This is a genomic window from Streptomyces sp. NBC_01549 (genome assembly GCF_026339955.1).
Classification (GTDB): Bacteria; Actinomycetota; Actinomycetes; order Streptomycetales; family Streptomycetaceae; genus Streptomyces.
Genome location: NZ_JAPEPW010000001.1, coordinates 2,619,442 through 2,644,591 on the forward strand (window position 1 = coordinate 2,619,442; position 25,150 = coordinate 2,644,591).

The following is a 25,150-nucleotide window of genomic DNA, read 5'->3' on the forward strand; positions in this document are numbered from 1 at the left end:
CAGGTGTGGTGCGGCGGTCGCCTGCTGATTTCAGCGCCGCGCCCGGGACGCGCCGTCGACGGGCGCGAGAATGTCCACAGGTTCGAGGTTGTCCACAGGGGTGCACGGGGAGGGTGACGGGGTCTGACACGATGGACGTATGCGCGCGCGATACGGAGTACCCCTGGGAATCACGGCGGTGGGCGCCGCCGGACTGTTGTACGCGGCGGGTTTCGAGGCCCGCTCGTTCCGCCTCCGGCGGGTGACGGTCCCGGTCCTGCCCCCGGGCATGCGGCCGCTCCGTGTCCTGCAGGTCTCCGACATCCACATGGTGAGCGGTCAGCGCAAGAAGCAGCGCTGGCTGCGCTCGCTGGCCGGGTTGCGCCCCGACTTCGTCATCAACACCGGGGACAACCTCTCCGACCCGGAGGGCGTCCCCGAAGTCCTGGACGCGCTCGGCCCGTTGATGGAGCTCCCGGGTGCGTACGTCTTCGGTTCCAACGACTACTACGGCCCTAAACTCCGCAACCCCGCCCGGTACTTGCTGGAGAAGTCCAAGGGCCACCACGGCCTGAACGGCAACAAGCCCGCCGTGGGTGTCATCCACAACCCGTGGGAGGACCTGCGCGACGGCTTCGACACGGCGGGCTGGCTGAACCTGACGAACACCCGGGGGACGCTCAAGATAGAAGGCGCCGAGATCGAGCTGACCGGCCTCGACGACCCGCACATCAAGCGGGACCGCTACGCGCGCGTGGCCGGCGGCCCGTCGGAGTCGGCCGACTTCTCGATGGGCGTGGTCCACGCCCCGTACCTGCGTTCGCTCGACGCGTTCACGGCGGACGGCTATCCCCTGATCCTGGCCGGCCACACTCACGGCGGCCAGCTGTGCCTCCCCTTCTACGGCGCCTTCGTCACCAACTGCGACCTGGACACGGACCGCGTGAAGGGCCTGTCCACGCATACGGCGGAGGGGCGGACGTCATACCTGCACGTCTCGGCGGGCTGCGGCACGAACCGCTATACGCCGGTACGGTTCGCGTGCCCGCCGGAGGCGTCACTGCTGACGCTGGTCGCTCGGCAGTAGGCCGGACGACGACGGCAGGGCGAACGGAAACGGGTCGGCCGGAGTGTGGCCGTCGAGCGTGAGGGCCGTCGAGCGTGAGGGGTGGTCGGCGGCGGCGCCGGGCGGAGCGATCAAGGCGTCGAAGCCGAAGTCGATGTCGATGTCGAAGTGGAAGTTACTGTCGATGTTGATGGGGCGCAGGTCAGCGCCCCGCCGTCACCCACCCGGGTGACCCATATCGCCCGATTCGCCCCCCGTGCTTAGCGTGGGGACATGATCGCCCCGCTCCCCAGGGACATACCCGACCTGCCCGCGATACCGGGCATCCCCCCGCCGGTCCCCTCTGTCGTCCCGGCGACGGCGGTGACGACCCCCGTGCGCCGCCCCCTGGCGGCCACCTTCCGCCTCCTGGTCGCCCTCGTCGCGGCCGCGGGCGTGGCCATCGAGATGCGCCTGGGCAGCCCGCTCCACGTGCTCAGCTACTTCACCATCCAGGCCAACCTGCTGGTGGCCTTGGTCTTCGCTGCCTCGGCCCGGCAGGCATGGACGGCACGTCGCCCGCTGCCCGCGGTCCTCACCGGCGGCACGCTGCTCTACATCTCGATCACGGGCCTGGTCTACCACCTGATCCTGACGGACCCGTCCAGTGGCTTCTCCATGACCGGGGGCATCGCCCCGCTCACTGCCTGGCAGACGGTGTCGAACCAGATCCTGAACACGGCGATCCCCATCGCCGCGGTGATCGACTGGCTCCTGCTGACCCGCCCGGCGCCGTTCGCCCTGCGGCATGCGACCACGTGGCTTCTCTACCCCCTCGCCTACCTGGCCTTTTCCCTCACCCGCGGAGCGATGCTGCCGCCGGGTACGCCGACGCGCTACCTCTACCCCTTCGTGGACGTCGACCGGCACGGCTACGTGGGCATCCTCGGCAACACCGCGATCCTCGGCGTCGCCTTCTACGCCCTCGCCCTCGTCGTCATCGCCCTGGACCACGTCCGCCCCGACCCGTTCCGCCACCGCAGCCGACGCCCCGAAAACCGGATTTCGTCTCCGGCCACCAGTGGGCTAAAGTAAACGACGTCGCCGCGAGAGCAGCGACAATCGGGGTGTAGCGCAGCTTGGCAGCGCGCTTCGTTCGGGACGAAGAGGTCGTGGGTTCAAATCCCGCCACCCCGACAGTGAAGTACCAGGTCAGGGGCCTGATCCACCGAGTGGATCAGGCCCCTGACAGGTTTCTGGAGACCGTGGCCCTGCGACGAGAGCGTAGGCGGACAGCTGTCGCCGCGTGGCGCCGGAAAGGGCAGCCGCGAGCTTGGGCTCATACGACACCGCCTTCCTCCGCTCCGCCCCATCGCATGCGTAGCGACCGAACTCCCTTCTCGTGCCTGCCGCCGAGATCGGAGAAGACGGGCTGCGTTCGAGGTAATCGGAACCCGCCTCCCGACCATCAGGCCATCGTCGTAGAACCGGCTGCGCCACGTCACGCCCAGGGGCGGAGCGGCCGGTGGGAGGCCGGGCGCACCGGGCGTTCGGGCTGCCAAGCGCCCCTCCAGCGCCGAGCGCCACAAGGCGAAACGCCAAGGCCGCGAACGCACCGCGCGCGAAGAGCTACACGAGACCGTCCGCCAAGCGGTGGCCGGCGCTGGGGTGGAGGCGAGGATGGCGCGACCACGGCGATGCTGATCGACACCCTGTTCTTCCTCACCACCGCCGCCGGGCGCTGGCACGCCAAGCGCCGGCACGCCCGCAGGCCGAAGCCGCCCGCCAGGCCGCCGCACCACCTGCTCGTGGACAGGGCCTCCTCAAATGCTGAGGAGGCCCTGTCCACGGCTTGGTCGTCCAGCGGGCTCAGGACAGGGCCTTGTACCCCTGCCAGCCGGTGGCGATCTTCGAGCGCGCCCCGAAGGAGCCCTTACCGTTGCCGGTGCTGCGCCACAGGTTGCCCGAGGTGTCGCGGGAGACCAGGTCCGCCCTGCCGTCACCGGTGATGTCTCCGACACCGACGACGGCGTTGTAGGACGCTCCCCAGTCGTTGAACACCTTCACCCGGGCCTTGAACGTGCCCGAGCTGGTGCCCTCGTAGCGCCAGAGCTCGTTGGACTTGTCCTGGGCGAGCAGATCGCCGCGACCGTCACCGTTCAGGTCGCCCGCGCCCACGATCTTCTTGTATCCGGTCCACCGGGAGTAGAGCTTGGTGCGCGCCGAAAGCTTGCCGGTGCTCGTCGCCTTGAAAAGGTAGACGTCTCCGGTCGAGGACTGGCGCGCGATCAGGTCCGCACGTCCGTCACCCGTGATGTCCCCCGGCGAGGTCAGGATGTCGTACTGGTTCCAGCCCGAGGTACCGAGCGAGGTGTACGGCGTCGACGGCGTCAGCGCCTTGCCGCAGCCCGGCTTGTACGCGCGCAGGGCGCCGCTGCTGAACCGCACCAGCACGTCGTTGCACCGGTCGCCGTTCAGATCGCCGTACGGCACCGCCTTGACGGTCGTCGGCCAGCCGGAACCGGTGGTCTTGGTGGAGAACTTCCCGGCGCCGTCGCCCCGGTGGTAGGTCAGGGCACCCGAGCCGTTCAGCGTCAGCAGCTCGCCGAAGCCGTCCGAGCCGATGAAGTCCCGGGGCACGGCGGCGCCGCCGCTGAGCTTCACCGTCCCGGACTTGGTAAGACCGGCGCCCTGCCCGTCAGCAGGCGTGGCGGTCAGCGTCCAGGTGTAGGCCCCGTTCGGCACCAGCCGGCCCGATCCGTCCTTGCCGTTCCACGCCGTGCTCACCAGGCCGCGCGCCAGGCCGCCGGAGAGGGTGCGGACGGCCCTGCCGGTCGCCTTGTTCGTGATCACGAGCTTCCAGGAGGCGGCCGGCTTGTTCAGCCACCACTTAGGGCTCCACTGCCCGGTTCCTCCCTTGACGTCCACCGACGTGACGACGGTGGCGTCGAGCTGGGAGAGGACGGAGACGGGGACGCCGCTGGGGACTAGGTGGATGCCGCTGTCCCCGCCGACGTGGGCGATCACGCCGGTGTACGGGTCGACGTCCCAGGGACGCCAACGCTCGAACTCCCCGGCAGTGTGCGACACCGGTGTCCCGCTGCGGACATCGGTCACCTTCAGGTGCCCGTCCTCCTCGGTCACGACGAAGCCGTCACCGAGCCCTGCGCGCCCCCAGTCAGGCCCGTCGATCAGCCGCAGGTTCGTCCCCTTGACGGTGTCGTAGACGCCCTGGCCCTCCGCGGAGCCCACACAGGTCCACAGCAGCCACCGCCCGACGGCCTGGAGGTCCTCCAAGAGGCACCCGTTCCCGAACCACACCTGAGTGCCGCGCTGCCCGGTCAGGACGTCGACGGGGACCACGCTGTTGTTGCTGTCCCGCACCCACAGGGTGGTGCCCCACATCGCCACGACGCTCTCCATCGTGGTGAACACCGTGCGCCCGCTGTCGACGTCGATGACCCGGATCTCGTGCCCGGTGCCCTTGTACGGTCCCATCAGGGCGGCGAAACGACCGGTGGCGGCCGCGGTCCGCATGTAGGTGCGGGAGCTGTCGATCCGGGTGCCGGGCAGGGACTGGGTCGGCCCCAGGAGCTGGGGCTGCAGGTCGGCGGTGGGGCCGCCGCGGTTGAGGCCGGTGACGACCGTTCGGCCGTCACCGGTGTCCTGGAGGCTCGGGCACTCCCCGTTCCAGCAGTTGTCGTAGTCCGCGGGCACCGGGCCACGGACGGTGCGCGTCCCGACCGTGAGGGAGCCGGCCACGCCGGCGTCGCGGGTGTAGAGGAAGGTCCTCTCCTGCGCGGGGTCCCGCTCCAGAGTGTTCAGCCGCCCCTGGGTCAGGGTCAGCTGGGAGACCTGGTGGACGGTCTGCTGGGGGTGGGCGTCGGCGATCCCGTGGAGGGTCACTCCGCCACCGTCGGCGGCCTCGATGACGGAGACGCCCCAGTGGTCCGTGTCGGACCCGCCCGGTACCAGGAGACGGCCGTCGGGAGTGGGCAGGGCGAGCCCGCGCGACCTGGCCAGCAGCGTCTTTGTCGTGGAGCCGTCGAGGGCAACGGCTTCGACCCGCCAGACCGGAAGGAAGTAGTCGTAGCGGCCCAGGGAGGAGTCGTAACGGGACACGATGAGGGTGTCACCGATCATGCCGTGCAGCTGCCCGTCGCCGGCGAGCGGCACCGTCCGTGGGGCTGCGGTCAGGTCCTGGCGGGAGGAGATGGAGACGGTCCCGTCCTGCCACCACATCAGATGGGTGGGAGTGACCGCGATATGCCCCGGAGTCAGATCCACGTTGTAGGGCAGCGGGATCCACCGTCCCTGGTCGGCATCGAGCCAGCCGGCGTGGCTCACCATGCCCCTCCGGTACTGCACGACCTGACCGTGCGCATCGCCCAGCGCCGCGTTGACCTCGTACATGTCGTCGATGACGTCGGGGAGGCCCTCCACCGCACGGTCCGTGAGAGAGCCGTCGTCCTGCGGGTCGAGCAGATGCAAGGCGGCGTCGGTGCCCAGGGATCCGGCGATCGTCACGACCGTCGACCCGAGGGTGTTCCAGTACCGGTGTCCGCTGGGAAGCGTGACCGTACGCGACTCACCGGTCGACATGTCCCGCAGTGTCACGGTCCTGGAGGTGTCGTCGTAGCGGGCGACGACATCCGAGCCGGCACCGAAGTCGGGGGTGCCGAAAGGGTCCGTGCCGGAGGCGTCGACGACCGTGTCCGCACCGGCGTAGCTCGTCCACAGATAGCCGCCGTCGGACTCGTAGCGGAGGAACCCCGAGGGCCCTGCGCTCAGCAGGCTCGTCCGGGGGACCATGGCCGTGGTGGCAGGGACGACCACCTCCCCGGGGACCGCTTCACCGTACGCGGTACCAGCCGTCAGCGGTGCCAGGCCCGAGGCGAGCGTCATTGACACGGCGGCGGCGACAGCGCCGCGTATGAGGGAACGTCTGGCCACGCAGGACCTCTCGGAAGACATAAGGCGAAGGCCCCAGGAGATGTCCCTGCGACGCGGCCACGCGCCGCACGTCACGAACCGGCGATAACACCAGGCCCGCCCCCCCCCGGGTAAGCGCGTGATCTTAACATTCTCCCGCGCACAACCGACCCAACCGCGTCCGCCTCAGGCAGCGAAGGCTCGGTCCAGCCAGTGCCCGAGGGATCTGCACACGTTGCGTCGGCAGTTCCCCGGCCTGGGCCCGGAGGAGATCGCCGACCACCTGGTCACCGGTGCGGCGCGAAGACCGAGGCCGTAGGAGCGGGCGTGGGGTCGGCCGCGGCGCTGCCCGCGCCCCCGGCCACGCCCCCCGTCATGCCCGCGGAGCCGGCCGCGGGCATCCTCGGAACGGCGGCGGTCGCATTCAAGCTCATGCCGAACTGCACGAGGTGTGCGGTCTGCGGGCCCCCGGGACCGCACGACAGCGTGCCGCGCTGGATCTCGTGGAATGGCCCGAGGGACGCGGCCTGACCGTCACGAAACCGGCTTCCGCGGTCAGTTGTTGCCTGCTAGGCGTCCGGGTGAGTAGAGAACTGCGCGAGATCGGCAACTACAACACGCAGCCATCTCTCGGAACTTGAACCAAACCCCCACAAATCGCGAGGTGTGCCAGAAGACCCGGCTGTCGCGCAAGCCGGATACCTGGCGCTACGAGTGGGACACAGAGGACCGGCTCGTCCAGGTCACCACCCCGGACGGAACCCGCTGGCGCTACACCTACGACCCGCTGGGCCGCCGCACCGCGAAGCTCCCCCTCGGCGCCGACGGCGACACGTTCGTCGAACGCGTCGACTTCACCTGGGACGGCACGACGCTGTGCGAGCAGACGACGCGGGCCGCCGGCCTGCCGAACCCGGTCACCCTCACCTGGGACCACCAAGGCCTGAAGCCCATCGCCCAGACCGAGCGCACCACCGCGGCCGACGCGCCCCAGAAGGAGATCGACTCCCGCTTTTTCGCGATCGTCACCGACCTCGTCGGCTCCCCCCGCGAGCTCGTCGACGAACACGGCGACATCGCCTGGCGCCCCCCCCCACCGCCCTCTGGGGCGCCACCGCCTACACCCCGCTCCGCTTCCCCGGCCAGTACAGCCCCCGCCGAGTCGGCTCCGCCGGTTCTGGCCGCCTTCACTGTTGATGTCGCCGAGGGCTCCCCCGCGGCGTACGCGCAGCGGGTACGTCACGTCCTCTCGGCCGCGCTCCATCTGGCCGGTACGGCGGAGTTCGACGACGAGGATCTGCCGGCCGACGAATTCCCGGACTGGTTCACGGCAATCAGTGCCCGGGACGGTGAGACGCACCAGGAATTCGCCCGGGACGGCCGCACCGCGTACACCAACCGGAGTGGTGGAAATCCCTGGTCCCTGCAGAACTGGATCTACCGGTTCGACCCGGACGAGGATTCTCGAGGCTGGGAGTTCTGGGACGTCGTCCCGGTCGGCCCGTCGCAGGTCCACGTCTGGGTCGACAGTTGGGGCGAATCCTTCTTCGGATCCCTCGACCTGCTGTGGCTGCTGTACACGGCCGGTGCCGCACACGCCGAGGGTCCGGAGAACCGCAAGGCGAGCATGTGGGCGTCCGAGGCGCGCGGTCGGTGACGGACGCGGAGCACGGTCGCGTCGTACGAGCCGCCCACACCGATTCAACGGTCTCTGCGTATCAGGCGTATCCGCAGGACATCGCCGAACCGGCGCTGCGCGCCCGGGCGTTCGTGGCGCCGTTCAAGCGCGAACGCATGACGTGAGTCATCAAGCCGCGTACACAGGCACCGTCCATGCTCCCGATGGCCTGCCCGAGAAGGTTGGCCGAGGTTTGGGTCGGCGTTGCGCGAGACGAGGGGCTCTGTGCGGTCAGTCGAACGCCACGACCAGGCGAACGCCGTCATCACCGAAGCGGCCTGCCAGAGCCTTCATCACGGCGAAGACATGTGGCCAGTGCGTTTCCGGTCCCAGGACAGCACCGACAGTCAACGGTTCGTATGTGCACATCACTTCGTCGGTGGCCCACTCCACACGTCCCGTCACGCTGTGCGAGTCCGCGGGTGGCACGCCGCTCTAGCCTCCGACGATGTGCTGAAAGAGGAGAACAAGCAGATCAGGGCCCGGATCAGGGAGCTGGAGACGGAGCGGGAGATCCTGCGGAGGGTCGCGAAGTACTTCGCCGGCGAGACCAACTGGTGGGCCGTTTCGCGTTCGTTGAGGATCATCGCGGCGCGAACACGGTCATAACAAGAGAAGCGCTGCCTTCCCGAACCGGCCCGAGCCCACCGCGGCCGTCGGTGGGCTCGGATCGTCCGTGCAGATGGTTTCCGTTACTTCCCGAATGCCTGGCGGAACTCGTCGACGATCTTGTCCGAGGCCCCGTTCACACCGCACACGGGGACGACGCCGTTCTCGGCGGCCACGATGTAGCGCTCACCTTCCGAGAACGTCAGCGCCTCCGGCCGGCTCGCGTCGCTGTCGAGCACGACCGTCTTTGTGTCGCCGCCCTTCAACCAGTAGTCGACACGGAAGGTGACCGTGGAACCCTTGATGGAGGTGACCGTTCCCACGAAGAGGGTCGGGTACCCACGCAGGGTGTCGGGACTGGGTGTCACACACTTCTGGCTGCCGAAGCCGCTGTGGGTGGTGAGTGTCAGTGGGCCGGTCGAGGCCGAGTGCCCGTTGTCATTGTTCGCCATGACGCCTCCGGCGATGCCGCCGCCGAGCAGAAGCAGACCGGCAGCCGCCGCGAGTCCGAGGAGCTGACGGCGGCTCCGTCGCGCAGCGGTCTTCGCGGGGACCGTATTGCCGGCCTGGAGCGCGGTGTCGGTGGTCAAGATGTCCTCCACAAGTCGTTCGATGTCGGGCAGCGGAGCATGTGGGGTCAGCGCCGGGTCCGCGGACTTCAGCCGGGCCAGCAACTCGTCGTCATTCACTGACCGCTCCTTCCTTCATCTCTCTTGTGTCCGGACGGTTCGTCACGCTTTCGCCTCAACTGTTCGGCGAGTTTCTTTTTCGCCCGGTGCAGCCGGATGCTCACGGCGTTGGACGTCAGCCCGGTCGCCTCCGCGATCTGCCGGGGCGCCAGCCCCTCCCACGCCCACAGCCGCACCACCTCACGGTCCAGCGCCCCGAGGGCGGCGAGCGCGGCGTGCAGATCGCTGTGATCGGCGACCCCGGCCGGCTGCTGCTCCTGCGTCCGGATCAACCGCTCCACCAGCCGGAGCCGGCGCCCGTCGGCACGGCGGGCATTCGCCAGGCAGCCCCGCGCCACCCCGTAGCACCACGGCAGCACGTCATCGGGGTCGGGCAGGGAACCTGGCGCCGACCCCAGGCCGGGGACGTCGTCAATACGGCGCCACAGCACCAGCATCGCCTCCGCCAGGATGTCGTCGACCATGTCGGCGCTCGTCCGTCGCAGCAGATACCGGTGCAACGGTTCCACCACCACGTGCGCCAGTCTTTCGAAGCGCGCCCGCTGCCTCTGGCGCGGCTCCTCTTCCGTCATGGATTCCACAACCCGTCCTGTTCGGTACCGGCCGGATCCTTTCAGGCGAGGGCTTACGGACACTGATGGTCGTTTCCCGCGATGGTCACGGCCTCTTCGACCCCGTCACGGGAGAGAAGATTGACCGGGACCGCGACCCCGATCCGGACGAGGACACTCCCGACGCGTCCCCCGACCTGTCATGCCCTGGGTTGGGTCCGGTCACCGGCAGCAGGGTGCGTATAGCCCGGCTCTTCGGGGGAGGATTTCATACCGTTACCGGGGACAGTTGGATCCTGGAGGTCGTCACTCCGGCCTGGCCCAATGATCGGGTCCTACTGTCGCGGGACGGGGGGTTGCCTCACTCGGACACCCGTGAGTCGACCCGCGCCGCGATCCACGCGCAGATCCTGTCCGGCGTGCCCGCGCTGGACCGACTCACCGATCTCCAAGTCTTGGACGACGACGCGTTTGAACGGCAGCTCATGAGCGAGCTGGCGCGTCGGGAGCTCTGGACACTGCGTCGGCCGTGGGTGACCGCTGACCCCTTGCCGCGGCCTCGGGTACCGGGCTCGCCGAGCGCGTCGTGTCCGTCCACGGCGCGTTCTCCTGCCGCAGCCCCCTCGGGGCCCGACCGTCGCCCGGTGCCGGCGGTCCTGTGCCTGCTCGGCGTGGCGCATGCCGAGGGCGCGGGCCCGCTTCAGCAGCAGACCCGCGCCCGTCACGTCAGTCTTCGGTAAGGAGTACCGGACGTCAGCTGGTGAAGATGAGGTACTTCCAGGTCCCGTACGTCGTCGAGTTCACGTTGTCGCCCGACTTCGTGTCGACGTACGACGACCGGATCCGGAAGCGGACGCCCGTCGGCGGGGTGCCCGTGAGCTCGAGCGTGTCCTTGCCGCCCGAGCCGAGTACGAGGTACTCGGAGTGCGTGGTGCGCCAGGCACCCTGGTAGTAGCCCTGCATCTCCACCTTGTACTTGCGGCCCGGGTACGGCGTCATCGTCGTGTCGTAGACCGGGTCCTTGGACTTGTGGAAGTAGCGGTACGTCTGGCTCCACGCCGTCTTGCTCGTGTAGTAGCCGCTGAGCGCGGTCGACACCTTGACCTGCGCGCCGACCGTGCTGGTGGCCGTCGCCGGCGCGTACCGGGTGTCGCCGGTGAACTTGGCGGTGAGCTTGGTGTCGCGGGTCACGGAGAGAGTGACGGACACGTTGCCGGAGGAGTCCACCGTGCCGGACTTGACCAGCTTCTCGGGCTTGTCGGCGCCGTAGGGGTTGGCGTAGATCGCGACGGTGCGGTTCTTGTACGTCGTCCCCAGGTGCGCCGTGAACTTCACCGCGCTGTTGTACGCGTACACCTTGCCGTTGTTGTTGAGCGTCACCGTGGTCGCCGTGCGGGTGACGTTCACCGCGCTCGTGGCGGTGGCGCCCGCGTGGTATTCGTCGCCCGCGTAGGTGACGGTGTACGTGACCTTGCCGCCGGCCGGCGGGGTGTCGGCGAAGGTGTACGAGCCGTCGGCACCGACCGTCGCCTTGCCGAGCGCCTTGCCGGCCGGGGACTCGTCGTCGGTGCGGGTGACGGAGACCGTGGTGCCGGACGGGAGCACGGTGTCCGACGTCAGTTTGCCCGTGACGGTGAGGGACTTGGCGCGCGTGGCGGTGGCCGGGGCCGTCGCCACGAGGGTGGTGCCCGCCTTGGTCGGGTCGTCGAGAACCCGCAGCGAGTACACATTCGAGTCGTTGTACGACACCGCGAACAGCTTGCTGGCGTCCGGCGCCCAGGCGAGACCCGAGGCCGCGAGGGTGTCGGAGCCGCTGCTGCCGCCGGTGTTCGGGAAGTCGTACTGCCGTACCGGCTCGGAGACGCCCGGCTCGAAGATGTGGACGTCGGGGTCGTACCAGGAGAAGGTGCCCGCGGCGACGGCTCCGTTCGGGGCGATGTCGACCGCGTTCGGGTAGGGGTTGGTGGCGTAGCTGCCGTCCTCCGACAGGTCCGAGAGCTTGAACACCTCCTGCTTGTAGGGGGCGCCGCTGGCCGTGACGACGTCCTTGCCGTCCGGAGTGACGGCGAGGTCGGTGAGGTTGCTGCTGCTGCCCGGATCCCAGGCGTACGCGGTGCGGTTCGCCGAGCCCGACGACACGTCGAACACGGCGAGTTCGACCGGGCTCTGCCCAGGGGCACCCGCCACGATGGTGCCCGGGGCGCCGGCCGAGGAGCCGAGGATCGGGGCGTCGTTCCAGGTACGGGTGGTGTCCTGGTGGAGGGCCACGACCGGGTCGCTGCCGCTCAGGTCGAGCGAGCCGATGTTGCCGCTGCCGGCACCGCGGTAGCCGAACCAGAGCTTGCCGCCGGCGAGGGCCGGATACTCGGGCTGGGTGCCGTCGCCCGTCGGGTAGCGATGGGCCTCGGTGGCGGTCGCCGTGTCGATGGCGACGATCGCGTCGGCGTCCTCGACGGCCGCGTACAGGGTGCCGGAGTCGGCGGACAATTCCAGGCCGCGGACGCCGGGCAACGAGTCGACGGTGCCGACGACCGTGCCGCTGTAGTCGGTTGCGACGACCTTTCCGCTGGTCGGGTCGCTGATGAAGACCCGCTGGTGGACGCCGTCCACGACGACGTCGCCGGTCGACTTGACCGGCAGGGTGGTGCTGGAGTCGGCCAGCGCGGGCGCGGCCGAGGTGACCGCGAGCGCGGCCGAGCTGAAGAGGACCGCGAGCGCCGTCGCGGCCGGGAGAGTGCGTATGCGCACGGTGGTTTCGAACCCCCCGGAACGAAAAGAGCCCCTGTTGTTGAACTGGGGAAGTAACCGGAGCCTAGGTCACGCCAGTGACAGCAGAGGCAAACGCGGGTCAACGATGATCAAAGAAGTGGGAGAGATTCGGCCATTCCGCTTACGTATCCACTGGGACCGCTTTACGAATCCGCTGGGACAGGCCACGCCCAACGCCGTCGTCAGCGCCTCATACGCCGGAGGGCGCCTGGGAGCCGGCCGGAAGCCGACCCGCTCCCCGCGGAGCCCCGCCTGTCCCCGGGGCGCGGATCAAAGCTCGACGACGTTGCGCTTGGCCTTGTCCCGCGCCATGGCCGGCTTGAGCGAGGTCGTGCGTGGCTGCGACCGCAGGGGTCCGTTCCGAATCAGGGCTCGTTGCCTCCGGCTCCTCGCCGATGAGAACGGATCATCGCGAGCGTCCCCAAAATCAGGAGGATCAGACCCGCCGCCGCTGAGATGAGACTCCAGTTCAGCGGGCTTTGCCGATCACGGCCTGAAAGGACTGCCTCGGCCATGCCTGGCCCCTTCGGGAAGGTGATGCGAGCGCCTTGCGTCACCTCCAACAGCCCGCTTTTCAGCTTGAGGGAGACGTCCCATGGGCCGTCCGTGACCTGGTCGGTCACGATGACGTTCACCGACGCGGATTGGCCGGGCGCCAAGCTCTTTCCGGAGTCCACCGGGTAGGGCCCGGCGCTGATGCTTCCGGACACCTGGGACATCTTCATCGTGCCGGTCAGGTCCAGAGCGCGGCCACCGGTGTTGTGGACCTTGGCGTGTACGAGGGCGCGCCCACTGGCATCACGTTCAGCCGTCATGTTGTCCACCGTGAATCGGGCACGCGGCGGATTGTCTCCGCCCACTGCGAGGTAGAGCCGGATTCCGGTGCGGCTGACCAAGGTGATGCCGCTGCCCAGGTCGCGACCGCTGACCTGCGCCCACACCACGCCGTATCGCTCGCCGGGGGCAGCATCCTTCGGAATGGCGATGGTCACGGTGTCACGGGCTCTGGAGTGAGCGGGGATGTCCAGGCTCAGCTGACGGGGCTTGACCCAGGAGGTGAGCTCGTTACCGGTGCTTCCTGCAGCGCCGACGAAGGAACCCCGGCGGATGTCGGCGGCGCCGGGGTAGACCGCGACATGCAAGGAGTCGTCCGACTTGTTCGACACCTCGATACGCCGCTTCACGGTGACACCGGGTCTCAGACTGTCGACGATGTACTGCCTGGCCCGTGGGTCTTTGATGAGGTCGGCGGGGACATCGACGAGCCGAATGCCCACCGCGTCCGGAGGGTTCGGTCGCTGTACCGGATCCGATACGAGGGATGTGGCCGAAGCGGTGCTGGTGGCCACGGCAAACGCCGTGGCCACCAGCACCGCGAGGGAAGAGAACCTGGGCACAGGGCTTTACGGTTTCCTTTTTTGCGGTACGGACGTACGAGGTCTCAGGCGACGGAGTGGGTGATCGTCGAGCTGTACGTGCCCGCCAGCGCGTTCCCGGGGATGGTGAGATGGATCGTCGGGTTCCAGGTGGCCGAGTTGATGCCGCTCACGCCGGTGGCCACCTGGACGGGGCCAGGGGGATAGAGCGGGTTCAAGTCGCTGGCGGTGACAGTGGCGGTGCCGCTGACCGAGGCCGACGGTGTGGTGTAACTGCTGGAGCCCGGAGCGGATACGGAGATGCTCTGGGGGCCGGTGAAGTCGACTGCGCTTGCCGTGGCGGTCCAGCCCGCGGTGCCGCCTCGACCGTCTGTCACCGTGACGTTGCCCAGCAGGCTGGAGACCTGTTGCGGACTGCCGCTGACGGCGACGGTGCCGAGGTTCACGGGCCCCGCCGGGACGCTGATGTCGAGCGTGCCTGACGAGACCTGGACGGTCACCGGCGTATCCGCCGCCGAAGCCGGCATCGGGGATGCCAGTACTGCCACCGCCGCTCCGGCAATCAAGGAGCTGATGACGCTACGAATTCTCATGGGTGCGACCTCACTTGGCGACCGGGGGAGGCTGGGGCGGCACGGCAGGAGCCGATGCGCAATTGCACGCTAAGGGAGCATGATCAAGAAGTGCCCGGAACTCCATTGCGTGGAGGCTCAATCCACTCGTACGGCCGCGCTGGGGGGCCACTGACGCGGTTATGGCGACGATCACCACCAAAGGCGGTCCCGGCATCTGTCGCTGATCAACGCCCCCGGACAGAGACGTGCACGAGCATCCCTTGACCAGGGTCAACACCGGTTCGCCGCAGACGTCTCGGCTTCGAGGTCAGCGAGGCTCGCCGGGTCCAGGCGGGTGGGGCCACGCCCAGTGGGTCGGCCCCGGTGTTGATCGCCTGGGGGGGCGGCTCCCAGGTCGGCGGCTCGGCGGCCTGGATCGGGTTCGCGATGGGGGACGACTGCACCGAGGAGCTGGCGAGTTGGGCGTCCGCCGGAGGGTCGGGAATCGCCGAACCGCCGGTCGCGCTGGGGTTACAGTTCGTCCGGCCGCCGCGTGCGGCACGGGCCCGTACGCGTCGCTGAGGCGGTGGCGGCCTACCGCCGCCCTCTGGAACCACACATCCCGGTGCGGCACTCTTCTCCCTCGTGGCGACCCTTCCGTATCAAAGCCCGTCGACCGACACGACCGCGCACATGGTGGTGGCCGGGGACGACGCCCTGGCGCACCGGCTGGCCGCCGAACTGCGTGGTGTGTACGGCGAGCGGGTGACCCTCGTCGTACCGCCCACCCAGCGCAGTGTGCGGCCGCCGGTGGTCGGGCGGGCGCGGGCCTCGACACTGTTCGACCGGATGTCCGCGGCGATGAACCGGGCCGCGGGCAACGGGGAGGGGCCGCAGGGGCCGCCCAACCGGACGGCCGAACCCGCCGGTGCCGAACGGGTCTTGGAAGCCACCGAACTCACTGAGGCCGTACTCGCCGAGGCCGGTGTGGAACGGGCCGCCGCCCTCGCGCTCGTCCATGACGACGACGAGACCAACATCCGGGCCGCGCTCACCGCGCGCCGTCTCAATCCGCGGCTGCGGCTCGTCATACGGCTCTACAACCGGCGCCTCGGGCAGCACATCGAGGAACTCCTCGATCAGGCCTCGGCGTTGGCCATGGCGGTGACTGATGGCGAGGGAGCCGGTGGCGGAGGCAGCGGGGGGCTTGGCTTCGATGCGTCCACCACCGTGTTGTCCGATGCCGACACCGCCGCTCCCGCGCTCGCCGCGACCGCCGTCGCCGGGACCAGCAAGGTCGTCCAGACCGACGGGTTGATGCTGCGGGCGGTGGAGCGGCCGCCGCCGGGGCCCGGCGAGGTCGCCGATCCCGGGCTGTGCACGCTCGCGCTGCTGTCCGCCACCACCAACGACCCCGCCGGCGCGGACGGTTCCGAGAGCAGCGGGCCGCAGGGGCCTCGGCTGCTGCCCGACGAGCGGGCCGTGGCCGCGGCCACCGGGCGCGGGACCGTCGTCCTGGAGACGGTGTCGTACGCCGCGTCCGCGCCGTCCGCCGGGCGCAGCGTCGTGCCCTTCGGCTCGCTGCTGTCGCGGCGGTTGCGCTGGTCGTTCGCCGGGCTGGTGGGGTGTGTGGTCGGGCTGGCGGTCGCGTCGATGGTCGTCACCGGGGAGCCCCCGCTGGGGGCGACCTATCTGACCTTGCTCGATCTCTTCGCCATCAACAACCCCGCGATCGGGCAGCCCCTCGGGCGGCAGATCCTTCAGCTCTTGTCCGGGCTCGTCGGGTTGTTGCTGCTGCCTGTGCTGCTCGCCGCGGTGCTGGAGGCGCTCGGTACGTTCCGGAGCGGGTCCGCGTTGCGCAAGCCGCCGCGGGGGCTGTCCGGGCATGTGGTGCTGCTCGGGGTCGGGAAGATCGGGACGCGCGTGCTGGCGCGCCTGCGTGAGCTGCAGATTCCGGTGGTGTGCGTCGAGGCCGATCCGGAGGCGCGGGGGCTGGCGCTGGCGCGGCGGTTGCGGGTGCCGGTGGTGTTGGGCGATGTGACGCAGGAAGGTGTGCTGGAGGCCGCGAAGATTCATCGGGCGCATGCGTTGCTCGCGCTGACCAGCGCGGACACGACGAACCTGGAAGCCGCGTTGTACGCCCGTACCGTGCGGCCCGATCTGCGGGTCGTGCTGCGGTTGTACGACGACGACTTCGCCACCGCCGTGTACCGCACCCTGCGGGCCGCGCATCCGCAGGCGCTGACCCGGAGTCGTAGCGTGTCGCATCTCGCCGCGCCCGCGTTTGCCGGGGCGATGATGGGGCGGCAGATCCTCGGGGCGATTCCGGTGGAGCGGCGGGTGTTGCTGTTCGCGGCGATCGTGGTGGGTGGTCATCCGCAGTTGGAGGGGCGGACTGTGGGGGAGGCGTTTCGGGCGGGGGCGTGGCGGGTGCTCGCGCTGGATACGGCCGCGTCGAGAGGACGGCGGGGTGGTGAAGCGGTGTCCGCCGTGGGGGGCGGTGGGAGTGAGCGGGGTGGGTCCGGGCTGGTCTGGGATCTTCCGTCGACGTATGTGCTTCGGGCGGAGGATCGGGTGGTGTTGGCTGCGACTCGGAGGGGGCTGGCGGAGTTGTTGGGGAGGCGGCGGCGGGAGTCGGCGGGCACGTAGGTTTTTGGGTCTCGGGGGCGGTTCGAGGGCTCTGGTTCTGGTGCGGGGAGTGGGGTGGGGGGATTTTCTTCGCCCCCGCCGCCCCTACCCGTCCCATCCCTCTGGGGCTCCGCCCCAGCCCCCACCAGGGGGCTCCGCACCCCGACCCCCGCGGGGCTCCGCCCCTGCACCCCGTCGAAGGATGCCGCCGCCCCTGATTCCCTCGGGGCTGCGCCCCTGCGCACCGCAGACGGACGTCGCCCCCCCCAGACCCCCTCGGGCTGCGCCCCTGCGGGCAGCCAAAAGACGCCCCCGCCCCGCCTACTGGGGCAGGTGCCTGTTTGCGAAGTCGAGTTCCAGTTTTACCTGTTTGATACGTTCGTCCACGACCAGGGAGCCGTGGCCCGCGTCGTAGCGGTAGACCTCGTGGGTGGCGCTGCGGGCGGTGAGGCGGTCCACGTAGTTGTCGATCTGGCGGATGGGGCATCGGGGGTCGTTGACGCCGGCCGAGATGTATACGGGGGCCTTGACCGCGTCGACGTAGGTGAGGGGGGAGGATGCCTCGAAGCGTTCGGGGACCTCCTCGGGGGTGCCGCCGAGGAGGGTGCGGTCCATCGCCTTCAGGGCTTCCATCTCGTCGTGGTACGCCGTCACGTAGTCGGCGACCGGGACGGCGGCGATGCCGAGGGTCCACGCCTCCGGTTGCGTGCCGAGGCCGAGGAGGGTGAGGTAGCCGCCCCAGGAGCCGCCGGTGAGGATCAGGCGGGTGGGGTCGGCGAGGCCGGACGTCACCGCCCATTCCCGGACCGCCGCGATGTCCTCCAGCTCGATCAGGCCGACTCGGTGCTTGAGGGCGTCCGTCCACTCACGGCCGTAGCCCGTGGAGCCTCGGTAGTTGATCCGGACCACCGCGTACCCGTGGTCCACCCAGGCCGCCGGGCCCGCCGCGAAGGAGTCGCTGTCGTGCCAGGTCGGGCCGCCGTGGATGTCGAAGACCGTGGGCAGGGGGCCCGTCGTGCCCGCCGGCTTCTGGATGAGGGCGTGGATGCGGCCGCCGGGGCCCTCCACCCACACGTCCTCCACCGGGACCGAGCCCGGGGACTTCAGGCCGGGGGGATCGAGGACGATCTCGCCCGTCGTCGAGCGGACCACGGACGGCTCGGCCGCCGAGGACCACAGGTACTCCACGGTTCCGTCGGGGCGGGCCGTCGCCCCGGAGACCGTGCCCTGCGGGGTCGGCACCTGGACCAGCTCGCGGGTCGCCAGGTCGTAGCGCCACAGGTCGCTTCGGGCCTCGAAGCTGTGGGCGATGAGAAGGGCCGAACCGTCGGGATACCACTCGGCCGCCACGTCGCCCGGGAGGTCCAGGGCGAGGTCCGTCTCCTCCCCCGTCACCACGTCCCACACCAGGGGCTCCCAACGGCCGCGCCGCTGATGGCCGATGAGGAGGCGGGTGTCGCCGTCGACGGGGGCGAAGCCGAGCACTTCCAGGCCCAGCTCGACCGTGCCGTCCTTGGTGTCGTCGAGCTCGGCGACCGTCGAGCCGTCCGGGCGCAGCACCCGCAGCGCCGAGTGCATCGCGTCGCCGTGCTCGGTGTGCTCGACGGCGATCAGCGAGCCGTCGTGCGAGAGGTCGCCGACGCCCGCCGACTCCCGGTGGCGGTAGATCTCCACCGGCTCCTCACCGGAGCGAGCCACGTGGATCGTCGAGCCGTCCTCGTCCGTGGAGCGGCCCACGACCGCGGTACGGCCGTCCCTGCCGATGGCCAGGCCGCCAGGGTAGGAAGGCTCCAGGCCCGGAGCGGCGGGTTCGTCGGCACGGTCGACGGAGTTCACCGTGTCCGTGGCCTCGGGGGCGGTGAAGCGCCGGCGGCGCCAGATGCCGAACTCGTCCCCGTCCTTGTCGTCGAACCACCAGATCCACTCGCCGTCCGGGGAGAGCACCCCGTCCGTCGTACCGTTCACCCGGTTCGTGACCTGGCGCTGCTCCCCCGTCGCGCGGTCCCACGCGTACAGCTCGTACGTCCCCGTCGCGTTGGAGACGAACAGCGCGCGGTGCGGGGCGTCCTCCGCCCAGTCGGGCAGCGACACCCGCGGCGCCCTGAAGCGCTTCTCCCAGTCGGGCATGGCTGCCTGCTGCTGCTCGATGGACCCGTTGCTCTCAGTCATGGCCCCATAGTGCCTGGCCCGACCGGCCCCGCGTCGGCGAGGCCCCCAGCCTGTGGATAACTTCCCCGACCCGCGCCCCCGGAAAGGGCCCCGAAGCCGGGTCCGGTGCGGCGGCACCGTACCTTTGAAGTCGTGTACCGGTTCCTGCTGACGCCCCGCTGGTGGGGGATCAACGTCTTCGTGCTGTTGGCCATCCCCTTCTGCATCTTCATGGGGTCGTGGCAGTTGAGCCGGTTCGAGGCGCGGGTGCAGGACCACCGCGCGGCCGGTGAGCAGATCACCGCGGCCAGGACGGAGGCGGCCCGTCCGCTCGACCGGCTGCTGCCCGTGAGCACGGAGACGTCCGGAAAGCAGGCCACCGCGACCGGCCGGTACGGCAAGCAGCTCCTCGTACCGGGCCGCGAGCTCGACGGCAGGCACGGGTTCTACGTACTGACACTGCTGCGCGTCGACGGCGCCGGTGGCAAGGCACTGCCCGTCGTGCGGGGCTGGCTGCCCGGAGACGCCGACCCGGCGAAGGCGCCGCCCGCCCCGACCGGTGAGGTCACCGTCACGGGTGCGCTCCAGGCGTCCGAGAGCCCGGGGTCGGACGGCGTCACCGCCGCCGGAGGTCTGCCCGCCGGACAGACCGGCGCGATCAGCTCGGCGTCACTGGTGAACCTGGTGCCGTACAAGGTGTACGACGCCTGGATCACCCTCACGAAGGCCGACGGCGGGATGCGCGCGGTGCCCGCGAGCGCCCCGCAGGGCACCGGCCTGGATCTGAAGGCGTTCCAGAACCTCGGTTACACCGGTGAGTGGTTCGTCTTCGCGGGCTTCGTGGTCTTCATGTGGTTCCGGCTGCTGCGCCGCGAGGCGGAGTTCGCGCGGGACGCGGAGCTGGGTCTCGTCCCGGATCATGACGAGGAAGAAGCCACGGTCGCCGAAGCCGCCGCCGACGCCCCTCAGGACGCCGACAGCGTTCCCGTCCGGTAGGACGCCTCAGGACGCCGACAGCATCCCCGTCCGGTAGACCGTCCCGGCGCACGCGTTGGGCACGGTCGTCGAGGCCGTCGCCGAGCCCGTCCCCGCCGTGTAGGACACGGAGACGCTGCCGTCGGCCACGCCACCGTCCTCCGTCATGAGCTGGGTCGAGGTGCCCGTGCCACCGGCGTCCCCGACGGTGCTGCCGGGGGTGGCACTCTCCGTGGCGGTCGGGGTCGGCGAGGGTTGTCCGCCGATGGTCGGACAGGTCTCCGAGGGCACCCAGGCGAACTTGACGACGTACGAGGTACTCGGCTTCAGCACCACCGAGGCGACCTCCGTGGAGGGGTCGGGCAGCCCGGTGGCCGCGTCGCCCGCCACATGCGTCACCACGCTGATCTTGGCCGAGTCCGCGGCGCCCTGCGCGAGGGTGCCGACCGTGCCCGCGCCGCTGACGGTGCAGCTGGTGGCGGAGATGTTCGAGAGAGTGAAGGAGCCGTAGACCGCGCCGGTGGCGTCCGGGGAGCCGACGGTGCTGGTGGCCCCGCCGAGCTGGGCCGGCCCACACGGGGGCGCGATCACGGCCGAGGCCGACGGATCGGGGCCGCCGGTGGCCGAGCCGGTGCTCGTCCCCTTGCCCTTGTCTGGCTTGCCGGGCTTGCCGCCCTTGTCCGCATCCTTGGAGGTGCCGGAGGTGCCACCCGCGGAGCTCTCGCCGCCGTCGGGGTCCTTGCCCTGGCTGGTGCCGCCCTGGGCCTGGGAGCTGTTGCCCGCTATGGACGGGTCGGCGTTCGCCCCGGAGGCGTTCGAGACGTGCACGAGGGCGGGGACGGCGGTGCCGATGAAGAGCGCGGCGGCGGCCATACCGACGATGGCCTGGCGCTTGCGGGCCCGTCGTGCGGGGACCGCGCGACGAAGGTGCTCCAGCGTGCCGTCGGTGGGTTCGATCTCCTCGACGGCCTGGTGCAGCAGCCGCCGCAGTGCCAGCTCGTCCGAGCCGAATCCGTCGGCACCCAGCGCGTCGGGACCCAGCGCGTCGGGACCCAGCGCGTCCGGGCCCAGCGCGTCCGGGCCCTGGGGGTGGGGGCCGTTTGCGTCGGGTCCGTGGTTCACAGTTCCGTTCCCAGCTTGCTGCTCGTGCTCTTGCTCGTCTTCAGCGGCCGTGGGCCGGTCTGTCGGCTCATGCCATTCATAGGGCTCGTGTCGGTCGTGGTTGTCGCGTCGCTGGCTCATGCCGGGGCCTCCATGGCGACACGGAGCGCGGCAATGCCACGCGAGCCGTACGCCTTGACCGACCCGAGCGATATCCCGAGGGTCTCGGCGACCTGGGCCTCGGTCATGTCCGCGAAGTAGCGCAGGACGAGGACCTCGCGCTGGCGGCGCTGGAGGCCCTTCATCGCCTTGATCAGGGCGTCGCGCTCCAGCTGGTCGTACGCGCCCTCCTCCGCGCTCGCCATGTCGGGCATCGGCTTCGAGAGGAGCTTGAGGCCGATGATGCGCCGGCGCAGGGCGGAACGCGAGAGGTTGACGACGGTCTGACGCAGATACGCGAGCGTCTTCTCGGGGTCACGGACGCGTTTGCGCGCCGAGTGCACCCGGATGAAGGCCTCCTGGACGACGTCCTCGCAGGAGGCGGTGTCGTCGAGCAGGAGTGCCGCGAGGCCCAGCAGCGACCGGTAATGGGCGCGGTAGGTCTCGGTGAGATGGTCCACCGTGGTGCCGGCGGCCATGCTGTCCTCAGCGCCGTCGCGCTGACTCGGTATGCGGGCGGGCCGCGCTGCAGGCATGGGCGCGATCACCGGCATGCCGCCGGGCACGCCGGGGCTGCGGAGTCGGCGGGGTGGACGCAGGGGCGCGCCCCTGGTCTGTACCGCAGTGAATTCGAGAACCTCTGCCACGCCAGTTGGACACGCTTCCCCCCGTGAGGGTTGTACGCGACAGGCATCACATTCGCTTCAGGATTCACACCGACCGGACCGCCCGCTCCCACACGCCCCACAACGCCCGCTCCCCCGCACCGCACAACGCCTGCCCCCACGCGCCCCACAACGCCCGTCCCCACGCGCTCCACAAGACCCGCCCTCACGCACCCCGCAACACCCGCCGGACCATGTGCCGCAACGCCTGCCGACGCGACCGGTGGCGCGTCCGGCGGTGCATTGAATGCCCTCATGCGTACTAGCTCATCCCCCTACGCCCCGTTATGCCGTGCCGCCCCCGGACACCCGTCAGGGCGACCGCAAAGACGCTCCCCGCCCTCCGCGCGGTTGCGGAGAACGGGGAGGGAAATCTTCGAACGCCAAGCGGGTCCCGTACAAGTGGTCCGGACCATTATTTCGGCCACACAGCTGACACAGATCCTACAAACGAATCCCGGGATGGCCAGGGAGATTTTGCTCCCTGGCCACCCTGGGCAGGGAAACTTACCGGCCAGGCAAGTCGGCGCTCGGGGACCGTCGTGCCCGTCCCTCCCGGGCGAGCCGCCCGACGCTCAGAGGTGCGCCGCCACCAGTTCCGCGATCTGGGCCGTGTTGAGGGCGGCGCCCTTGCGGAGGTTGTCGCCGCAGACGAAGAGCTCGAGCGCGGTCGGGTCGTCGAGGGCCCGGCGTACGCGGCCCACCCAGGTCGGGTCGGTGCCGACGACGTCCGCGGGGGTGGGGAACTCACCGGCGGCCGGGTTGTCGAACAGGACGACCCCGGGTGCGGTGGCCAGGATCTCGCGGGCCTTGGTCACGGTGACCTTGCCCTCGAAGCGAGCGTGCACGGTGAGGGAGTGCGTGGTCACGACCGGGACGCGGACGCAGGTCACGGCCACGGGCAGGTCCGGCAGCCCGAGGATCTTGCGGGTCTCGTCCCGTACCTTCATCTCCTCCGAGGACCAGCCGTCCTCGCGCAGCGACCCGGCCCACGGGACGACGTTCAGCGCCACCGGCTCCGGAAAGGGGCCCGTGTTGTCGCCCACGGCCCGGCGTACGTCACCGGGGCTGGTCCCCAGTTCCGTACCGGCGACGAGGGACAGCTGCTGGCGCAGGGTTTCGACGCCGGCGCGCCCGGCGCCGCTCACCGCCTGGTACGAGGAGACCACCAGCTCGCGCAGGCCGAACTCGGCGTGCAGCGCGCCGAGCGCCACGATCATGGAGAGAGTGGTGCAGTTCGGGTTGGAGATGATCCCGCGCGGGCGCACGCGCGCCGCGTGCGGATTCACCTCGGGGACGACCAGGGGCACGTCCGCGTCCATCCGGAACGCACCCGAGTTGTCGACCACGACGGCACCCTTGGCCGCGGCGATCGGCGCCCACTGCGCGGCCACCTCGTCGGGGACGTCGAACATCGCCACGTCGACCCCGTCGAAGGCGGCTTCGCTGAGCGCCAGCACCTCGACCTCCTCGCCGCGCACGGCCAGCTTGCGGCCGGCCGAGCGCGGCGAGGCGAGCAGACGGATCTCGCCCCAGATGTCCGCGTGCTGGGACAGGATCTGGAGCATGACGGTGCCGACGGCCCCGGTGGCGCCCACGACCGCCAGCGTCGGTCCTGCGGTCCCGGCCATCAGCGGCGGCCAGTGCCGCCGTACGAGAGGACGGTCATCGTCCGGTGCCTCCGTAGACGACGGCCTCGTCGCTGTCGGAGTCGAGTCCGAAGGCGGTGTGCACCGCGCGGACGGCCTCGGGGACGTCGTCGGCACGCGTGACCACCGAGATACGGATCTCGGAGGTGGAGATCAGCTCGATGTTCACCCCCGCGTCGGACAGCGCCTCGAAGAAGCCGGCCGTGACACCCGGGTTCGTCTTCATGCCCGCGCCGACGAGCGAGATCTTGCCGATCTGGTCGTCGTAGCGCAGCGAGTCGAAGCCGATCACGTTCTTCGCCTTCTCCAGGGCGTCGATGGCCTTGCGGCCCTCGGTCTTGGGGAGGGTGAAGGAGATGTCCGTCAGGCCGGTGGAGGCGGCGGACACGTTCTGCACGACCATGTCGATGTTGATCTCGGCATCGGCGATGGCGCGGAAGATCGAGGCGGCCTCGCCCGGCTTGTCCGGGACACCGACGACCGTGACCTTGGCCTCGGAGGTGTCGTGAGCGACACCGGAAATGATGGCCTGCTCCACCTTCTGGTCCCCTTGCTTGATCGGTGCGCTGCTGACCCAGGTGCCCTGCAGCCCGCTGAAGGACGAGCGCACGTGGATCGGGATGTTGTAGCGGCGGGCGTACTCCACACAGCGGTGGAGCAGCACCTTGGAGCCGGAGGCGGCGAGCTCCAGCATGTCCTCGAAGGCGATCCAGTCGATCTTCTTCGCCTTCTTCACCACCCGCGGGTCGGCGGTGAACACGCCGTCCACGTCGGTGTAGATCTCGCAGACCTCGGCGTCCAGCGCCGCGGCGAGCGCGACGGCCGTGGTGTCGGACCCGCCGCGCCCGAGCGTGGTGATGTCCTTCTTGTCCTGCGAGACGCCCTGGAAGCCGGCGACGATGGCGATGTTGCCCTCGTCGAGCGCCGTCCGGATACGGCCCGGCGTGACATCGATGATCCGCGCTTTGTTGTGGACCGAGTCGGTGATGACGCCTGCCTGGCTGCCGGTGAAGCTCTGGGCGCTGTGGCCCAGGTTTTTGATCGCCATCGCCAGCAGGGCCATGGAGATCCGCTCTCCGGCGGTCAGCAGCATGTCGAACTCTCGTCCGCTGGGCATCGGAGATACCTGCTCGGCGAGATCGATCAGCTCGTCCGTCGTGTCGCCCATCGCGGAAACGACCACGACCACCTGGTGGCCGTTCTTCTTCGCTTCCACGATTCGCTTGGCGACGCGCTTGATGCCCTCGGCATCGGCTACGGAGGAGCCTCCGTACTTCTGCACGACAAGGCCCACGTGCGCTCCTCGCTCAATCCGTCTCTGCACCGCACAACTGCGGTCGGCTCAGTCTAACGAGCGGCCGGATTTCCCTTCCGGAGTCTCGCATCGTGAGATGTCCCGCTCACGACGTGATCACTCCGGACCGTCAGGGTCCATCGGAAGTCCACCGGAGTCGTCAGATCCACCGGTTTCGGCAGGGTTCCTCCGGCCGCTCCGAGCGGCACCTGCCCGCCCACACGCCCCGCCACTCCGGAAAGTGCCCCGTGTCACACGAGACGCCGTAAGAGAGGTGGACTCGAGGTGTGTCCCACGAGGCCGCCGTGCCTTGACTCTCGGGCACGACGACGGGCGCGCGGGGGTGCCG

General features: G+C 70.0%; 16 protein-coding genes, 1 tRNA gene and 4 pseudogenes. 10 read left to right on the forward strand and 11 right to left on the reverse strand.

The genetic code is table 11. The features are described from left to right. Positions 1-139 precede the first annotated feature (139 nt). The 3 genes from OG819_RS11325 (at position 140) to OG819_RS11335 (ending at position 2,221) form a co-directional block, all read left to right on the forward strand. Positions 140-1,066: a metallophosphoesterase gene (locus tag OG819_RS11325; protein ID WP_266627061.1), complete on the forward strand. Its 927-nt coding sequence runs from the start codon at positions 140-142 to the stop codon at positions 1,064-1,066. A gap of 252 nt (positions 1,067-1,318) precedes the next feature. Next, positions 1,319-2,119, forward strand: coding sequence for a Pr6Pr family membrane protein (locus OG819_RS11330; protein ID WP_323138158.1), 801 nt, complete (start codon positions 1,319-1,321; stop codon positions 2,117-2,119). A 28-nt stretch (positions 2,120-2,147) separates the two neighbouring features. Then, positions 2,148-2,221, forward strand: a tRNA-Pro gene (locus OG819_RS11335). 672 nt (positions 2,222-2,893) lie between these two features. Here the strand turns inward: OG819_RS11335 and OG819_RS11340 are convergent. Continuing rightward, positions 2,894-5,977, reverse strand: coding sequence for an FG-GAP-like repeat-containing protein (locus OG819_RS11340; protein WP_266649211.1), 3,084 nt, complete (start codon positions 5,975-5,977; stop codon positions 2,894-2,896). Between the two features lie 199 nt (positions 5,978-6,176). On the opposite strand from OG819_RS11340, the pseudogene OG819_RS11345 reads away from it, so the two are divergent. From OG819_RS11345 to OG819_RS11360, 4 genes and pseudogenes are all read left to right on the forward strand, one after another. Then, a pseudogene (locus OG819_RS11345) lies at positions 6,177-6,558 on the forward strand (hypothetical protein); the annotation flags it as partial. Between the two features lie 62 nt (positions 6,559-6,620). Next, a pseudogene (locus OG819_RS11350) lies at positions 6,621-7,105 on the forward strand (RHS domain-containing protein); the annotation flags it as partial. Positions 7,106-7,609: 504 nt separating this feature from the next. After that, on the forward strand, positions 7,610-7,759 hold the full coding sequence (locus tag OG819_RS11355; protein WP_266626977.1) for a DUF4291 family protein: 150 nt from the start codon (positions 7,610-7,612) through the stop codon (positions 7,757-7,759). A gap of 310 nt (positions 7,760-8,069) precedes the next feature. Further along, positions 8,070-8,221, forward strand: a pseudogene (locus OG819_RS11360) (IS3 family transposase); the annotation flags it as partial. 105 nt (positions 8,222-8,326) lie between these two features. Here the strand turns inward: OG819_RS11360 and OG819_RS11365 are convergent. Both OG819_RS11365 and OG819_RS11370 read right to left on the reverse strand, forming a co-directional pair. Beyond that, on the reverse strand, positions 8,327-8,932 hold the full coding sequence (locus OG819_RS11365) for a hypothetical protein (RefSeq protein ID WP_266649213.1): 606 nt from the start codon (positions 8,930-8,932) through the stop codon (positions 8,327-8,329). Next, the gene (locus OG819_RS11370; protein ID WP_266649215.1) at positions 8,929-9,504 is read right to left on the reverse strand and encodes a sigma-70 family RNA polymerase sigma factor; all 576 of its coding nucleotides are present in this window, start codon (positions 9,502-9,504) and stop codon (positions 8,929-8,931) included. Before OG819_RS11370 ends, OG819_RS11365 begins: the two co-directional genes overlap by 4 nt. 62 nt (positions 9,505-9,566) lie before the next feature. Here OG819_RS11370 and OG819_RS11375 point away from each other — a divergent pair. After that, positions 9,567-9,851, forward strand: a pseudogene (locus OG819_RS11375) (hypothetical protein); the annotation flags it as partial. Between the two features lie 385 nt (positions 9,852-10,236). Here the strand turns inward: OG819_RS11375 and OG819_RS11380 are convergent. The 3 genes from OG819_RS11380 to OG819_RS11390 all read right to left on the reverse strand — a co-directional run bounded on the left by OG819_RS11380 (position 10,237) and on the right by OG819_RS11390 (position 14,221). Next, positions 10,237-12,231, reverse strand: coding sequence for an Ig-like domain repeat protein (locus tag OG819_RS11380; protein ID WP_266649216.1), 1,995 nt, complete (start codon positions 12,229-12,231; stop codon positions 10,237-10,239). 386 nt (positions 12,232-12,617) lie between these two features. Next, positions 12,618-13,244, reverse strand: coding sequence for a hypothetical protein (locus OG819_RS11385; protein WP_266649218.1), 627 nt, complete (start codon positions 13,242-13,244; stop codon positions 12,618-12,620). 449 nt (positions 13,245-13,693) lie between these two features. After that, entirely contained in the window at positions 13,694-14,221 is a 528-nt protein-coding gene (locus OG819_RS11390; RefSeq protein WP_266649220.1) for a hypothetical protein, read from the reverse strand. Positions 14,222-14,875: 654 nt separating this feature from the next. Here OG819_RS11390 and OG819_RS11400 point away from each other — a divergent pair. Continuing rightward, positions 14,876-16,831: an NAD(P)-binding protein gene (locus OG819_RS11400; RefSeq protein ID WP_266652660.1), complete on the forward strand. Its 1,956-nt coding sequence runs from the start codon at positions 14,876-14,878 to the stop codon at positions 16,829-16,831. A 300-nt stretch (positions 16,832-17,131) separates the two neighbouring features. Here the strand turns inward: OG819_RS11400 and OG819_RS11405 are convergent, their stop codons facing one another. After that, a complete protein-coding gene (locus OG819_RS11405; protein ID WP_266649222.1) occupies positions 17,132-18,979 on the reverse strand; it encodes a prolyl oligopeptidase family serine peptidase in 1,848 nt (615 codons plus the stop codon). A gap of 132 nt (positions 18,980-19,111) precedes the next feature. Here OG819_RS11405 and OG819_RS11410 point away from each other — a divergent pair, with 132 nt between their 5' ends. After that, positions 19,112-19,954, forward strand: coding sequence for an SURF1 family protein (locus tag OG819_RS11410; RefSeq protein WP_266649224.1), 843 nt, complete (start codon positions 19,112-19,114; stop codon positions 19,952-19,954). Between the two features lie 6 nt (positions 19,955-19,960). On the opposite strand, the gene OG819_RS11415 is transcribed toward OG819_RS11410, so the two are convergent. From OG819_RS11415 to OG819_RS11430, 4 genes are all read right to left on the reverse strand, one after another. Further along, the gene (locus tag OG819_RS11415; protein ID WP_323139337.1) at positions 19,961-21,055 is read right to left on the reverse strand and encodes a hypothetical protein; all 1,095 of its coding nucleotides are present in this window, start codon (positions 21,053-21,055) and stop codon (positions 19,961-19,963) included. 116 nt (positions 21,056-21,171) lie between these two features. Further along, positions 21,172-21,840, reverse strand: a complete 669-nt coding sequence (locus tag OG819_RS11420) for a SigE family RNA polymerase sigma factor (protein WP_266649227.1) — start codon at positions 21,838-21,840, stop codon at positions 21,172-21,174. 593 nt (positions 21,841-22,433) lie between these two features. Then, entirely contained in the window at positions 22,434-23,489 is a 1,056-nt protein-coding gene (locus OG819_RS11425) for an aspartate-semialdehyde dehydrogenase (protein WP_266626961.1), read from the reverse strand. A gap of 34 nt (positions 23,490-23,523) precedes the next feature. Further along, positions 23,524-24,801: an aspartate kinase gene (locus OG819_RS11430; protein WP_101399547.1), complete on the reverse strand. Its 1,278-nt coding sequence runs from the start codon at positions 24,799-24,801 to the stop codon at positions 23,524-23,526. Between the last annotated feature and the right edge of the window lie 349 nt (positions 24,802-25,150).

Coding starts and splice junctions, on each gene's coding strand:
- OG819_RS11325 (WP_266627061.1), top strand. CDS start 140: ATGCGCGCGCGATACGGAGTACCCCTGGGAATCACGGCGGTGGGCGCC.
- OG819_RS11330 (WP_323138158.1), top strand. CDS start 1,319: ATGATCGCCCCGCTCCCCAGGGACATACCCGACCTGCCCGCGATACCG.
- OG819_RS11370 (WP_266649215.1), bottom strand. CDS start 9,504: ATGACGGAAGAGGAGCCGCGCCAGAGGCAGCGGGCGCGCTTCGAAAGA.
- OG819_RS11390 (WP_266649220.1), bottom strand. CDS start 14,221: ATGAGAATTCGTAGCGTCATCAGCTCCTTGATTGCCGGAGCGGCGGTG.
- OG819_RS11400 (WP_266652660.1), top strand. CDS start 14,876: ATGGTGGTGGCCGGGGACGACGCCCTGGCGCACCGGCTGGCCGCCGAA.
- OG819_RS11405 (WP_266649222.1), bottom strand. CDS start 18,979: ATGACTGAGAGCAACGGGTCCATCGAGCAGCAGCAGGCAGCCATGCCC.
- OG819_RS11425 (WP_266626961.1), bottom strand. CDS start 23,489: ATGGCCGGGACCGCAGGACCGACGCTGGCGGTCGTGGGCGCCACCGGG.